This window comes from Streptomyces sp. NPDC048142, assembly GCF_043202835.1.
Classification (GTDB): Bacteria; Actinomycetota; Actinomycetes; order Streptomycetales; family Streptomycetaceae; genus Streptomyces.
Genome location: NZ_JBIDBC010000046.1, coordinates 1 through 13,557, shown reverse-complemented (window position 1 = coordinate 13,557; position 13,557 = coordinate 1). Strand labels below are relative to the sequence as shown.

Genomic DNA, 13,557 nt, shown 5'->3' with positions numbered 1-13,557 from the left:
CCTCCCCTACCTCCCCTACCTTCTCTGCCTTCTCTGCCCTCTCCCCGATTTCCCGAAGTCCCTTCACCGCAAGGAGAACCCCGGCCATGCCCCCCGCAGCCCGCACGGGCGACAGCACCGCCCACGGCGGTCTCATCGGCACCCCGCCCCCGGGTGCGTTGGCCGTGGCCACCGTGCTCATCGGCGGCCGGCCGGCGGCCGTCGCCGGAAGCCTCCATGTGTGCGTCGTCCCGCCGCACGCCGCGCTCGGTCTTGGCAACGTGATCATGCCCAACCCGGCCGCCGCGCTCACCGGCCAGGTGCTGATCGGCGGGCTGCCCGCCGCCCGGATGCGGGACACCACCACCTGCGGCGCGCCCGTCATCAGCGGCGCGCTGAACGTCCTGATCGGGGGCCCGATGTGAGCGGCGGCGGATTCATCGGGCGCGGCTGGGGCTTCCCGCTGCGGGTCGGGCCGACGGGCGGGATCGCGCTGGTCGAGCGGGACCGGGAGATCGAGGAGGCGATCGGCCTGATCCTCGGCACCGCGCCGGGCGAGCGGCCGATGCGCCCGGAGTTCGGCTGCGGCATCCACGACTACGTCTTCGCGCCCGGTGACGGGGCGACGGCCGGGCGGATCGCGCAGGAGGTCCGCACCTCGCTGGAGCGGTGGGAGCCGCGCATCGAGGTGACGGACGTGGTGATCGCGTTCGACGCCATCGAGGAGGGCACGCTCTACATCGACGTGCACTACACCGTGCGGGCCACCAACGACCTGCGCAACCTCGTCTTTCCCTTCTACACGATCCCGTCGTCCGAGGGTTCGTCGTCGAAGGCCTCTCAGGAAGCGGGAGTGCGCTGATGGCCCTGCCTTCGCCCAACCTGGACGACCGGCGTTTCCAGCAGCTCGTCGACGAGGCCAAGCGGTACGTCCAGCAGCGCTCCCCCGAGTGGACCGACCACAATGTGTCGGACCCCGGGGTCACGCTGATCGAGACGTTCGCGTATCTGGTCGACCAGCTGCTGTACCGGCTGAACCGGGTGCCGGACAAGAACTACGCGGCCTTCCTCGACCTGCTGGGCGTGACGCTGTTCCCGCCGACCGTGGCGCGGGCCGAGATCGACTTCTGGCTGTCCGCGCCGCAGCCGGAGACCGTGTACCTGCCCGCCGGTACGGAGGTGGCGACCGCGCGCGGGGAAACCGAGGAGCCGGTGGTGTTCTCCACCGCCGACGACCTGCCGATCGTGCCGAGTTCGCTGGTCAGGCTGGTCACCGCGCCGGTGTCGGGCGAGCAGACGGACCGGACCGCGCCGCTCGGCGCGGGCAAGGACATCCCGTGCTTCCAGGCCCGGCCGGAGCCCGGTGACGCCCTGTTGTTCGGGCTGCCGACGGCCGTGCCCCGGTGCATCGTCGCCGTCCGCCTGGACAGCCGGGTGGAGGGTGTGGGCGTCGACCCGCGTCAGCCGCCGCTGGTGTGGGAGGCGTGGGACGGGGCCCGCTGGGTGACCTGTGCGACCGGCACCGACAGCACCGGCGGGCTGAACAGGCCCGGCGAGGTCGTCGTGTTCGTCCCGGCCGGGCACACCGCCTCCGTCGTGGCGGGGACCCGGGCGGGGTGGCTGCGCTGCCGGGTCACCGCTCCGGAGCCGGGCCAGCCGTTCTACTCGGAGTCGCCGACGATCCGGGAGGCCGAGGTGTTCACGGTCGGCGGCACGGCGGCCGCGGAGCACGCGGAGACCGTCGTCGACGTGCCCCTCGGGGTGTCGGAGGGCGTCGCCGGGCAACGGTTCTCGGTGAGCCGGGCGCCGCTGCTGCTGGACGGGGAGCCGCCGGTGGTGCAGGTGTCGGCGGACGAGGGCTGGCAGATCTGGACCCCGGTGGAGCACTTCGGCGCGTCGGGGCCCGGTGACCGGCACGTCCGGATCGACGCCGTCTCCGGGGAGTTCGCGTTCCCGCCACAGGTGCGGGAGCCGGACGGCACGATGCGCACGTACGGCGCGGTGCCGGAGAAGGGCGCCCAGCTCCGCGTCCCGCGCTACCGGACCGGCGGCGGCGCGGCGGGGAACGTCGCCCGGGGCGCGATCTGCGTGCTGCGCAGTTCGGTGCCGTACGTCGCGGGCGTGCACAACCGCGAGGCGGCGACCGGCGGGGTCGACGGCGAGACCGTGGAGAACGCGAAGGTGCGCGCGCCCAACATCCTGCGGGTGCAGGAGCGGGCGGTCACGGCCGAGGACTACGAGGTCATCGCCCGTCAGGCCGCACCGTCGCTGCGCCGGGTGCGGTGTCTGCCGGCCGTGGCGGGCGAGGCCGGCGCGGTACGGGTGCTGGTGGTGCCCGACGCGGTCGCCGACGAGGACGGCCACCTGCGGTTCGAGCAGCTGATCCCCTCGGAACCGGTGCTCGCGGCGGTCACCGCCCGGCTCGACGAACGGCGGCTGGTCGGCACCCGGCTGGTCGTGGAGCCGCCCGCCTACCAGGGCGTCACGGTCGTCGCCCGGCTGGTGGCCGCGCCGGGGGATGTGGACCGGGTCCGGGCGGAGGCGCTGGAGGCGCTGTTCCGGCACATCGACCCGTTGCGGGGCGGGGCGGACGGCCGGGGGTGGCCGTTCGGCAGGCCCGTGCAGTACGGGGAGGTCTTCGCCGTGCTCCAGAGCGTGGAGGGGGCCGGTCTGGTGGAGGACGTCCGGCTGTTCCCGGCGGACCCGATCACCGGCCGGCGCGGGGCGGCGGTGGACCGTGTCGACGTCGCGCCGGGGGCCCTGGTCTTCTCGCACCAGCACCAGGTGGTGGTCACCGCGAGCGGGGCCGGTGAGGGCGTATGACGCGGGCCGCGATACCCGGGCTGCCGAGCCGTTATCCGATCGGCGAACTGCTGCCCGCCCTGTACGCGGACGACGACCTGGCGCAGCGGTTCACGGCGGGGCTGGACACGGTGCTGGCGCCGGTCCTGTCGACCCTGGACAACCTGCCCGCCTACTTCGACCCGACACTGGCCCCGGCCGACTTCCTGCCCTGGCTGGCGTCCTGGGTGGGCGTCGAGACGGATCCGGCGTGGCCGGTGGAGCTGCGCCGGGCGGTCGTCGCGCGCGCCGTCGAGCTGCACCGGTGGCGCGGCACCCGGCGGGGTCTCGTGGAGCGGCTGCGGCTCTGCTGCGGGGTGCACGCGGACGTCCGGGACGGCGGGGGCGCCACCTGGTCGGCCGAACCGGGCACCGCGCTCCCGCCGCCGCCGACCGGTGAACTGCTCGTCCGGGTCTGGCCGGTGCGCGAGGGCGTCCCGGTGGACGCCCACCGTGTCCTGGAGGCCGCCACGGCCTCGTGCCCCGTCCACCTCACCTGCCGGGTGGAGGTCCTGCCGGGCCCGCCCGGAGAGCCCGAACAGACAGGAGGCTGACGTGATGCGTTCGTGCCCGGCGTGCGGTACGGCCAATGGCGAGAGTGACGACTTCTGCGGCAACTGCGGCGGCTACCTGGGCTGGTCCTCCCAGCCCGTGCGGCGTACGCGGCCTCCGGAGCCGGAGCCGGAAGCCCCGGTGGCGCAGGCGGAAGCCCCGGTGGCGGAGGCGGAAGCCCCGGTGGCGGAGGCGCAGGGCCCGGTGGCGCAAGCGGAAGCCCCGGTGGCCGATGCGCAGGCCCCGGTAGCCGATGCGCAGGGCCCGGTGGCGCAAGCGGAAGCCCCGGTGGCCGATGCGCAGGCCCCGGTGGCGGAGGCCGGGCCCTCGGCGGAGCCGGAACCGGTCGGGCCGCCGCCGATGCCGCGACCGCCGACGCCGCCCGCGCCGGACTCCGGCCCCTCCCCGCGCCCGGCTCGTCCCGCACCTGCGGCTCCGGACCGGCCCGACGCACCGGCTCGTCCCGCCCCCGGGACTCCGGACCGGCCCGCACCGGCGTCCTCCGACCGGCCCGAACCGCCCGCGCGCCCCGCAGCTCCGCCGCGTCCCGCCCCGGCTCACCCCGAACAGCCGCCGGAGCCGCCGGAGCCGCCCCGGTCGGCCCCCGCGCCTGCGGCGGAACCCACGCCCGTGCGGCGGCCCCCCGCGCCCACCCCCGTACCACCGCAGCCCACCGCGCCGTCGGCGCAGCCCGTACCGGCGCGGTCGCCCGTGCCTCCGGTGCGGCCCGCTCCCGCCCCCGTACTGCCTGGAATCCCGGCGTCCGCACCGGCGTCCAGAAGCGCGTCCGGCCATGCGTCCGGGAGGGACGCGGCGGACGAGACGGACGAGCCGGTCGGGGCGGTACGGCCGGCCAAGCCCGTGACCCGGCGGCCCGTCGTGCGGCCGGTGACGAAGGAGGAGACGCCGGACGGTCCGCCCTGCCCGGCCTGCGGCACGCCGAACCTGCCGGGGCGGCAGTTCTGCCGGCGGTGCGCCGCTCCGCTGCGGAACCGGGAACAGCCGGCCGCCCTGCCCTGGTGGCGCACGGTGTGGCCGTTCCGCCGCCGGGTGCGCGGCGGTTCGGGCCGGGCGCTGCGGCGGACGCTGCTGGTCCTGGCCGTGGCCGGGCTGCTGTTCGCGGGCTTCCTGTTCCTCCCGATGGGGCGCTACCTCTTCGAGGACGTCCGGGACAAGCTCGGCGGCACGGCGGAGATCAGCCCCACCGGGGTGAGCGCGAGCGCGGCGGCTCCCGGGCACCCGGCGGGCGCGGCCGTCGACGGACTGACGAACAAGTACTGGGGCGCGCCCGAGCTCGGCGCGTCGCTGACGTGCTCCTTCGAAACGCCGTTCCGGCTGGTCGGCGTCGTGGTGCACACCGGAGTGTCGAAGGAGCCCGAGGAGTTCCGGCGGGGCGCGCGGCCCACCCGGGCGGACCTGGTCGTCACCACGAAGGACGGCAAGGTCCACGAGGAGGCGGTGACCCTCAACGACAAACCCGGCGAGCAGACGGTACGGACGGGAATCAGCGATGTCGTCTCCGTGCGGCTGGTGCTGCGGGAGGCGGCCGGCCAGGGCGAGGGCCGGCCGATAGCGGTCGGCGAGGTCGAGTTCTTCAAGCGCACCTGAGCCGGACGCGGTCACTCCGCCTGCCCACTCGACACCTGTACGCCGTGGGCTCCGCCGGTCCACTCGGTGCCCGTACGCCGTCGCTTCGCCGGTTCACTCGGCGCCCGTTGCCTGACCCCCGTCACTGCCGTTGCGGCGGGCCCACCAGTGGACCAACTACCCTGCAGTAGTCAGAGAGTTCACGCCGATCAAACATTTTCGGTCACATATGGCTTCCCTCTGGCTCCCACAGGGGGTTGACTGGGCATTACACATGGTGACGCGCTCACCCACCGGCTCACCGGCCCTGTCCCGGCCGCCCCGGCACCCGGCGGAGAAAGAGAGGACAGCGATGGCCCTCTCACCTCGTACGGTCGCCCCACCGCCCGGCCTCCGGGCCCCCGGCCACCGCTTCCCGACGGGCCCGCCCCCTGCCGGATAACCCGGAATGCGCCGTTCACATCGTCCGCCCGTATTCATCAGACGAGGGGCAGCAATGAGCCAGATCACGTTGCCGGTGTTTCACATGCCGTTTCAGAGTGCCGGCTGCAATCCAGGCCTGGCAAAAACCCGTGCGGCCGCCTGGGAATGGGCCGAATCCGAGGGGCTCGATCTGTCCGTGCCGTCCCGGAGGAAAATGATCCGGACCCGCCCGGAGCTGTGGATCTCCCTCATCTTCCCGAAGGCCACGCAGGAACATCTCGACCTGTTCTGTCAATGGCTCTTCTGGGCCTTCCTGGTGGACGACGAGTTCGACGACGGCCCGGCCGGACGTGATCCGCTGATGTGCGAGAAGGCGATCACCCGCCTGGTGGACGTCTTCGACGGGGCCGCGCCGAACGGACCGATGGAGCGGTCGCTCGCCGGGCTGCGGGAGCGGACCTGCCACGGGCGGCCGCCGCAGTGGAACCGGCAGTTCCGGCGGGACACCGCCGCCTGGCTGTGGACGTACTACGCCGAGGCCGTCGAGCGGGCCGCCGGACAGGTGCCGAGCCGGGCCGAATTCGCCAAGCACCGGCGGGATTCGGTCGCCATGCAGCCTTTTCTCTGTCTGCACGAGATCACCGCCGGAATCGACCTTCCGGATTCGGCCCGGAGCCTGCCCGCGTATATCGCCCTGCGGAACGCGGTCACCGACCATTCCGGGCTCTGCAACGACATCTGCTCCTTCGAGAAGGAGGCCGCTCTCGGCTACGAGCACAACGCCGTACGGCTCATTCAGCGCGACCGGGGATCGACCCTCCAGGAAGCCGTCGACGAGGCCGGAGTCCAACTGGCCCGGATAGCCGAGCGGGTGCAGCGGGCGGAAAGGGAGCTGATCGAGGAGATCGAGGCGGCGGGCATCGGCGGCCCGACCCGGACGGCCCTGGAGCGCTGCGTCCAGGACTACCGGGGGCTCGTCCGGGGCGACTACGACTACCACGCCCGCGCCGAGCGCTACACCCGTCCGGATCTGGTGGAGCTGGACGAACGGGACTCGCTGTCCCAGTACTTCGCCGCCTGAACAGCCCGCCAGGCGACGGCCGCTCCCACGCGACAGGGCGGGGTGGGGCGGGAGCCGGTCCGGACCCGTGGAAGACTGAGGCCCGCAAGCATGTCCCGGGTCGCCCCACCGGCCGGGCCGACGGAGACGTCTGCCCCCGGTCAGCGACTGACCGGCCGGAACGTCCTGCCTTCCAGTCGGCTTCGTCCCCGGGGAATCACACGTGAGAGCACAGCGAAGAGTTTGGACCACGGCCGCCGTCACCACGGCGGCCGTGGCGGGCGTCCTGGTGTTCCAGGGCGTGACCGGCACCTCCGACGCCAACCGCGACGGGCGGGCGTCGGACGCCAAGTCCGCCCCGGTGAAGGCCGAGGCGCACAGGACCGCGCTGAAGACCTCGCCCGACGGCGGCTCCGCGTCGCTCCCGCGGCGCGACACCGAACCGTTCAGTCTGCTCGGCGTCACCTGGACCGATCCCGCCGCTCAGGTGACGGGCCGTGTCGAGGCCCGTACCCGGTCCGCCGTCACGGGTGAGTGGACGGGCTGGCTGCCGCTGGACACCGAGGTCGACGGGCGCACCGAGGCCGGCAGGTCCGGCGTCCGAGGCACCACCGAACCCCGCTGGGTCGGCCCCTCCGACGGCGTCGAGGTCCGCGTCCGGGCCGGTGACGGCGCCCGGGCCGGACTGCCCGACGGGCTGCGGCTCGACACCGTCGACCCGGGCGGCGCCACCACTCCGCTCGCCGCCGAACCGGCCGCGTTCAGCGTCGAGGAGACCCCCTCCGCGGAGACCACGCCCAGCGAGGAGCCGCCGGTCACCCCGCCTGCGGAGGAGCCGGTCGAGGAGCCCGCGGACGAGCCGTCGCCCACCCCGACCACCGAGACCCCGGCGCCGCCGAGCCCCACACCGAGCCCGAGCACCGCGTCCCCGACGCCGTCCGCGTCGCCGACGACGCCCACCGCCGCACCGTCGCCGACGCCCGGACCGCCGTCCACCGTTCCGCAGCCGCCGATCGTCTCCCGGGCTGCCTGGAAGGCGGACGAATCGCTCAGCAGTGAGTCGCCCGACTACCTGGACCGGGTCAAGGCCGTCTTCGTCCACCACACGGCGCAGACGAACGCGTACTCCTGCGCCGACTCGGCGGCCGTCGTGCGCGGTCTGCACACGTACCACGTGAAGTCGAACGGCTGGAAGGACCTCGGCTACAACTTCGTCGTCGACAAGTGCGGCACGGTCTTCGAGGGCCGCAAGGGCGGTGTGGACCGGCCGGTGATGGGAGCGCACACCTACGGTTTCAACCGGGACACCACCGGCATCGCCGTGATCGGCATGCACACCGACACGAAGGCCGCCACCGCCGCCACCACCTCGGTCGCCCGGATCGCCGCGTGGAAGCTCGGCCAGTACAAGGGCGACCCGGCCGGCTCCGTCCAGCTCACCGCGGGGGCGAACGGCGGCAACTTCGCCGGCACGTCCTTCGTCGCGGGCCGGGCCTACCCCTTCCAGCAGATATCCGGACACCGGGACGGGTTCAACACGCAGTGCCCCGGCGGCAGTCTTCACGCCCAGCTGCCCGCCGTCCGCGCCCTGGCCGCAGGCCCCGTCACCGGTCTCGCCATCACCTCGGTGACCGGGGCGAACGCCTCCGGCTCCACGTACTACACCCGGTCCAAGATCACCGTCGGCTGGAAGGCGACCACCCACGCCTCCTTCGTCAAGGGGTACGAACTGCTCGTCGACGGAAAGCCGGTGGCCGCCGTCGAGGGCAACGTCACCTCGGCCCCGGCCACCCTCGCCGCCGGCAAGCACACGGTGCGGGTCCGGGCCACCCACCGGTCGGGGAAGACCTCGCTGTCCCCGGTCGCGACCGTGGTCGCCGACACCGCGCCGCCGGTCTTCTCCACCAAGCCGGCCCTCACCCTGCGCCCCGGCACGGTGAACGCCACCGGCGTCCCGCTCACCCTGAAGTGGAAGGCCACCGACGCCGCCGCCCTCAAGGAGGTCCGGCTCACCGCCCCCGTCGCCAAGACGTACGGTCCGACCTCGGTCAGCGCCTCGCACACCGCGAAGCCCGGCAGGACGACCGCCTGGAAGATGACGGCGTACGACCGCGCGGGCAACACGGCCGCCGCCTCGGTCTCCCGGACCCCGGTGATCCTCCAGGAGTCCGCCGCCAAGAAGAGCGGTAAGTGGACGACGAGGTCCTCCGGCAGCTACCTGGGCGGCAAGTCGTACTCCAGCAGCTCCAAGGGCGCCGCCCTGACCTGGACGTTCACCGGACGGTCAGCCGCCTGGGTGGTGTCGCGGGCTGCCGCTTCGGGGCAGGCATACGTGTACGTCGACGGGAAGAAGGCCGCAACGGTGGACCTGAAGTCCTCGGCCACCAAGTACCGGCAGGCGATCTGGACGAAGTCCTGGTCCTCCAGCGCCAAGCACACGGTCAAGATCGTGGTCGTCGGCACGAAGGGCCGACCGACGCTGACCACGGACGGGCTGGTCTACCTGAAGTAGCCCGCCCGGACCACCGCACCACGAGAGGGATAGGCACGCGTCATGTCCGACATCGTGGCGGGGGCTGCCCCGCGGGCAAGGACCGCGCAGGGCACCGTGCGCGGTGCGGTGGAGCGGGGCGTCGCGGTCTTCCGCGGCATCCCGTACGCGGCTCCGCCGGTGGGGGCGCGAAGGTTCCGCGCGCCCGGACCGCCGGAGCCGTGGGAGGGCGTGCGCGATGCGCTCGCGTACGGTCCGACGGCCCCCAAACGGCCCTATCCCCCGCCGCTGGACCGGCTGCTGCCGGATCCGGCGGTCCCGGGCGATGCCTGGCTGAACCTCAACGTGTGGACGCCGTCGCCGGCCCCGGACCCGACCGGGCTCCCCGTCCTCGTGTGGATCCACGGGGGCTCGCTGGTGCACGGCTCCTCGGCGGTGCCGGTGTACGACGGGTCCGCGTTCGCCCGGGACGGGGTGGTCCTCGTCTCCGTCAACTACCGCCTGGGCATCGAGGGCTTCGGCGTCCTCCCGGACGCGCCCGCCAACCGGGGGCTGCTGGACCAGCTGGCCGCCCTGGAGTGGGTGCGCGACAACATCGCGGCGTTCGGCGGTGACCCGGACCGGGTGACGGTGGCCGGGGAGTCGGCGGGGGCGATCAGCATCGCCGCCCTGCTGGCCGCGCCCCGGTCGGCGGGGCTGTTCCGGCGGGCGGTGCTCCAGAGCGGGGCGCCCGCCGCACTGCCCCCGGCCGCCGCGCGCGGGACGACCGCGCTGATCGCGAAGCGGCTCGGGGTGCCCGCGACGGCGGCCGCGCTGTCCGCCGTGGACCCGGAGGCGCTGCTGACCGCGCAGACCGAGGTGACCAGCGGCGGGAACCCGCTGACCGGCCGCAACTCCTTCCAGGTCGTGGTGGACGGCGAACTGCTGCCCCACGACCCCGTGGCGGCGCTGCACGCGGGCGCGTCCGCCGGGATCGACCTGCTGATGGGGACGAACACCGAGGAGTACCGGCTCTGGTTCGTGCCCGGCGGCCTGACCGAGAGGATCAGTCGGCTGAGACTCCGCCTGGCCCTGCTGAAGTTCAGGGTGCCGGACACCACGGCCCGCGTCTACCGGGCCAACCGGCCCGACGCCACCCCCGGCGAACTGCTCGGCGCGCTCGCGACGGACCTGCTGTTGCGGGTCCCGCTCAACCGGCTGGCCGACGCCCGGACCGAAGCGCCCGGTTCCACGTATGTGTACGAGTTCGGCTGGCCCACCCCCGTACAAGGGCTGGGCGCCTGTCACGCGCTGGAGCTGGGCTTCGTCTTCGACACGCTCGCCCACCCGGACACGATGGCCCTGACCGGCCCGGACGCCCCGCAGGAGCTGGCGGACGCGATGCACCGGGCGTGGGTGGACTTCGCGACGGACGGGAACCCGGGGTGGCCGTCCTGGGACGCGCGGCGGCCCGTGACGGTCTTCGGCCCCGGGGCCCCGGCGCTGGTCCTGGCCCCGCGCGACGACGAGTTGCGCGGCTGGAAGCCGTACCGCACAGGCGGGAAGAGCCGCTAGCGGAGCGAGATCCCCTGCGGGCCGGATCCCCCACGACCGGCCCCCACAGCCAGTCCATCACGGCCGGCCCGGCACGGCTCAGGGGCCGGATGACCGGGCCGTCCTGGTGATGCCGGCGGCCGGTCGGGTCAGCAACTCCGTGGCCGTCACCGCGCGCAGCCCGCGCCGGCCGATCTCGGCGAGGAGCAGCGGCAGCGCGTCGACGGTGACCGGGCGGCCGAGGCTCAGCTCCACGACCGATCCGTTGCGGAGCTCCCCGGCGACCTTCCGGGTGACGGCGGCGACGCGGGTGGCCGCGTGGTCGAGCGACTCCACGTCGCAGGCGAGGACATGGGGGTAGCCGGCCCGCTGGGCGAGGCGCTGGACGAGCGGGGAGGCGTACGCGGTGGGTGAGGGGCGGAACCAGGTGCCGATGGACCCGGTGAGCCGGCGCAGCCGCCGGGCGCAGGCGGCGATCTCCTCGTACGCAGCACGCTCGTCCAGGGCCGCGAGGTTCAGGTGGTGCTCGGTGTGGTTGCCGATCTCGTGGCCCCCGTCGAGGATCCGGCGGGCCAGGCCGGGGTGTTCGGCGAGCCAGGTGCCGACCGCGAGCACCGTGACGCGTGCCCCGGCCTCTTCGCACCGGGCGAGTGTGGTACGGGCGAGGCCGGGGTCGCCCCGCCCGTCGAAGGTGAGGGCGACGCGGGGCCGGTCGCGGGGGCCGTGGGCGATCCGGACGGGCAGCCCGGGGAAGCGGCGCGGGGCGGGTGCGGCGGTCGGGGAGGCGGTGGGGCCCGGGGTGCCGGAGGCTCCGGGAACGGGGGCCTGGCCGGGCGGGCGGGTGACGGCCACGGGTCCGGCGGCGCCGCCCGTCCCGTCGCTCCGGGCGCATCCTGCGGTGAGGGCGGCGGCCAGCGCCCCGGCCCCGGCCCCCAGCGCGTCGCGGCGGCCCATCGGGGTCCTGTGTCCGTCCATGCCCGACCACCTCGCGTTCCACGGGTTCCACCGATTTCCGGGACACAGTAGAGGCGCGATGGGCGAAATGGGGCGATTGAGCAGTTCGCCGGATGATCAATGAATCATTCAAGCGTCACCATAAGAATGCATTGAATGCCAGGCAAGTGACCGAGCACACCTACGATTTAACCAGCGAATGCCCGTTTGATCCTAAAATATCCCGATAAGACGCTTTGGCACCGAGGTCGCCCGTCTGCCATAGTCGGAGCCACGACCTCCATTGACCCGGGCCAGGTCGTCATGAGCGGCCGTGAACACACCCCCCAAGTCACGGCCTCCGACAGAAGCCCCCGCAGCGCCGCACCCCGGCCGACCGGGGGCTTCTGCGTATCAGCGGTCGGAGATCCGCATCTCGAACCAGGTGGTCTTGCCGCGCGGCAGCAGGTCCACGCCCCAGCGGTCGGAGAGCTTGTTGACGAGGAAGAGCCCCCGGCCGCTGACGTCCATCTCGCGCACCGGCATCAGACACGGCAGTCCGCGCGAGGGGTCACGCACCTCGATACGGATCCAGCCCCGGCGGCGCACCATGCGTAACCCGAAGACCCGGGCCCCGGTGTGGCGCACCGCGTTGCCGACCAGCTCGGAGACGAGGAGCACCGCGTACTCCGCGGTCTGGGGCGAGAGGGCCCACTGGCGGAGCACGACGCAGGAGGTGAGCCGGCGAGCGGTCGCCGCCGACTCCGGGCGGGACGGCAGCCGGACTTCCCCCTCGGTCGGATTCCCGAACAACTCCACCGCCTTGAACGCCTGTTCGTCGTCCATGGTCGACGTCCAGCGTGCCGCGGTCGCGCTGCTGCGCGGTCGCGGCTGATCCACACCCTCCAAGCCCGCCATGCCCACCATCATGGCCGCACGGATCGCCCCCCGGGGCCGTTCCGTGGGAATCCGCACCCCGGAACAACTCATTCCGCAGAAGGCTTTTGGCATATGCCTCTGGCAAAAAAGCACTCCGAACAACCTCGCTGAGCTGCGGTGATACCTCACCCGCAGAGGCTTGGCCGGGCGACGGGAGCACCGGGCCTTAAGGTTGCCTTAAGGCCCGGATAATCCGCTCTGACGGATGAACTCCCCGCGCGGGACCGCCCGACCCGACTACCGGGCCACCCGTTCTGACTACGGGTCAGCCGAAGGTGGCCTTGCCCGGCCCCTCCTCCACGAAGCTGCGCATGCCCCGCTCGCGGTCCTCGGTGGCGAACAGGCCGGAGAACCAGTTCCGCTCGATGGTGAGCCCGGTGTCGAGGTCCGTCTCCAGTCCGGCGTCCACCGCCTCCTTGGCCGCGCGCAGCGCCAGCGCGGGGCCCTTGGCCAGCTTGGCGGCCCAGGCGTGCGCCTGCTCGTAGACCTCGGCGGCCGGGACCACCCGGTCGACCAGGCCCAGCGTCAGGGCCTCCTCCGCCTTGACCATGCGGCCGGTGAAGATGAGGTCCTTGGCCCGGGAGGGGCCGATCAGCCGGGCGAGCCGCTGGGTGCCGCCCGCGCCCGGGATCAGTCCGAGGAGGATCTCCGGCTGGCCGAACCTGGCGTCGTCCGCCGCGATCCGGAAGTCGGCGCAGAGCGCCAGCTCGCAGCCGCCGCCGAGCGCGTAGCCGGTGACGGCTGCGACGACCGGCTTCGGGATGCGGGCGACGGCGGTGAAGGCGTCCTGGAGGCCCTTGGACCGCAGCACCATCGCCGTGTGGTCCATCGCCTGCATCTCCTTGATGTCCGCGCCCGCCGCGAACACCTTCTCGCCGCCGTAGAGGATGACGGCGCGCACGTCGTCGCGCCGGGTCGCCTCCTCGGCCAGCTCCCGCAGCCGGTCCTGGACCGCGACGTCCAGGGCGTTCATGGGCGGCCGGTCCAGCCGGACCGTACCGACGTTGTCACGTACTTCAAGGCTCACAGTCATGCGAAGAGGTTAAGGGCTCTCCCGCAACCCCTGGCGGGCGCACGACGCCGGCGGGGCCGGGGGCGGGGGGGGGGGGCCCCGGGCCCCCGGGGGGGGGGGGGGGGGGGGGGGCCTACAAAATATTAAAAAACACCCCCAACCATTTAAAACCCGTGTTGGCGGATTTAAGGGAGGGTATAATTTTAA

At 73.4% G+C, this 13,557-nt stretch carries 12 protein-coding genes; 8 read left to right on the top strand and 4 right to left on the bottom strand.

What is annotated here, in order from left to right; all coding sequences use genetic code 11:
• Nucleotides 1–86: 86 nt before the first annotated feature.
• The 4 genes from ACGF2Y_RS34030 to ACGF2Y_RS34015 are packed head-to-tail and all read left to right on the top strand — an operon-like array spanning nt 87 to nt 3,374.
• Entirely contained in the window at nt 87–404 is a 318-nt protein-coding gene (locus tag ACGF2Y_RS34030; protein WP_392955411.1) for a PAAR domain-containing protein, read from the top strand.
• Entirely contained in the window at nt 401–841 is a 441-nt protein-coding gene (locus tag ACGF2Y_RS34025; protein ID WP_392955409.1) for a GPW/gp25 family protein, read from the top strand. The genes ACGF2Y_RS34030 and ACGF2Y_RS34025 overlap by 4 nt, the downstream gene beginning before the upstream one ends.
• Complete coding sequence (locus tag ACGF2Y_RS34020; protein ID WP_392955407.1) at nt 841–2,802, top strand: putative baseplate assembly protein; 1,962 nt, start codon at nt 841–843, stop codon at nt 2,800–2,802. The genes ACGF2Y_RS34025 and ACGF2Y_RS34020 overlap by 1 nt, the downstream gene beginning before the upstream one ends.
• Nucleotides 2,799–3,374 (top strand): phage tail protein I, encoded by a 576-nt coding sequence (locus ACGF2Y_RS34015; RefSeq protein WP_392955405.1) that lies wholly within the window; start codon nt 2,799–2,801, stop codon nt 3,372–3,374. Before ACGF2Y_RS34020 ends, ACGF2Y_RS34015 begins: the two co-directional genes overlap by 4 nt.
• A 555-nt stretch (nt 3,375–3,929) precedes the next feature.
• Here ACGF2Y_RS34015 and ACGF2Y_RS34010 read toward each other — a convergent pair.
• On the bottom strand, nt 3,930–4,229 hold the full coding sequence (locus ACGF2Y_RS34010; protein WP_392955403.1) for a hypothetical protein: 300 nt from the start codon (nt 4,227–4,229) through the stop codon (nt 3,930–3,932).
• A gap of 31 nt (nt 4,230–4,260) precedes the next feature.
• Between ACGF2Y_RS34010 and ACGF2Y_RS34005 the strand changes: the two genes are divergently transcribed.
• The 4 genes from ACGF2Y_RS34005 (at nt 4,261) to ACGF2Y_RS33990 (ending at nt 10,487) form a co-directional block, all read left to right on the top strand.
• Complete coding sequence (locus tag ACGF2Y_RS34005; protein WP_392955401.1) at nt 4,261–4,980, top strand: NADase-type glycan-binding domain-containing protein; 720 nt, start codon at nt 4,261–4,263, stop codon at nt 4,978–4,980.
• Between the two features lie 505 nt (nt 4,981–5,485).
• Nucleotides 5,486–6,463 (top strand): terpene synthase family protein, encoded by a 978-nt coding sequence (locus tag ACGF2Y_RS34000; RefSeq protein WP_392955399.1) that lies wholly within the window; start codon nt 5,486–5,488, stop codon nt 6,461–6,463.
• Between the two features lie 202 nt (nt 6,464–6,665).
• On the top strand, nt 6,666–8,954 hold the full coding sequence (locus tag ACGF2Y_RS33995; protein ID WP_392955397.1) for a peptidoglycan recognition protein: 2,289 nt from the start codon (nt 6,666–6,668) through the stop codon (nt 8,952–8,954).
• 42 nt (nt 8,955–8,996) lie between these two features.
• Nucleotides 8,997–10,487, top strand: a complete 1,491-nt coding sequence (locus ACGF2Y_RS33990) for a carboxylesterase/lipase family protein (RefSeq protein WP_392955395.1) — start codon at nt 8,997–8,999, stop codon at nt 10,485–10,487.
• Nucleotides 10,488–10,565: 78 nt separating this feature from the next.
• Here ACGF2Y_RS33990 and ACGF2Y_RS33985 read toward each other — a convergent pair whose 3' ends face one another.
• The 3 genes from ACGF2Y_RS33985 to ACGF2Y_RS33975 all read right to left on the bottom strand — a co-directional run bounded on the left by ACGF2Y_RS33985 (nt 10,566) and on the right by ACGF2Y_RS33975 (nt 13,371).
• The gene (locus tag ACGF2Y_RS33985) at nt 10,566–11,441 is read right to left on the bottom strand and encodes a polysaccharide deacetylase family protein (RefSeq protein ID WP_392955393.1); all 876 of its coding nucleotides are present in this window, start codon (nt 11,439–11,441) and stop codon (nt 10,566–10,568) included.
• 372 nt (nt 11,442–11,813) lie between these two features.
• Nucleotides 11,814–12,329, bottom strand: a complete 516-nt coding sequence (locus ACGF2Y_RS33980; protein WP_392955456.1) for an ATP-binding protein — start codon at nt 12,327–12,329, stop codon at nt 11,814–11,816.
• Between the two features lie 274 nt (nt 12,330–12,603).
• Nucleotides 12,604–13,371 carry an enoyl-CoA hydratase/isomerase family protein gene (locus tag ACGF2Y_RS33975; protein ID WP_392955391.1) on the bottom strand — a complete coding sequence of 256 codons (768 nt, stop codon included), beginning with the start codon at nt 13,369–13,371 and terminating at the stop codon, nt 12,604–12,606.
• Nucleotides 13,372–13,557: the final 186 nt, after the last annotated feature.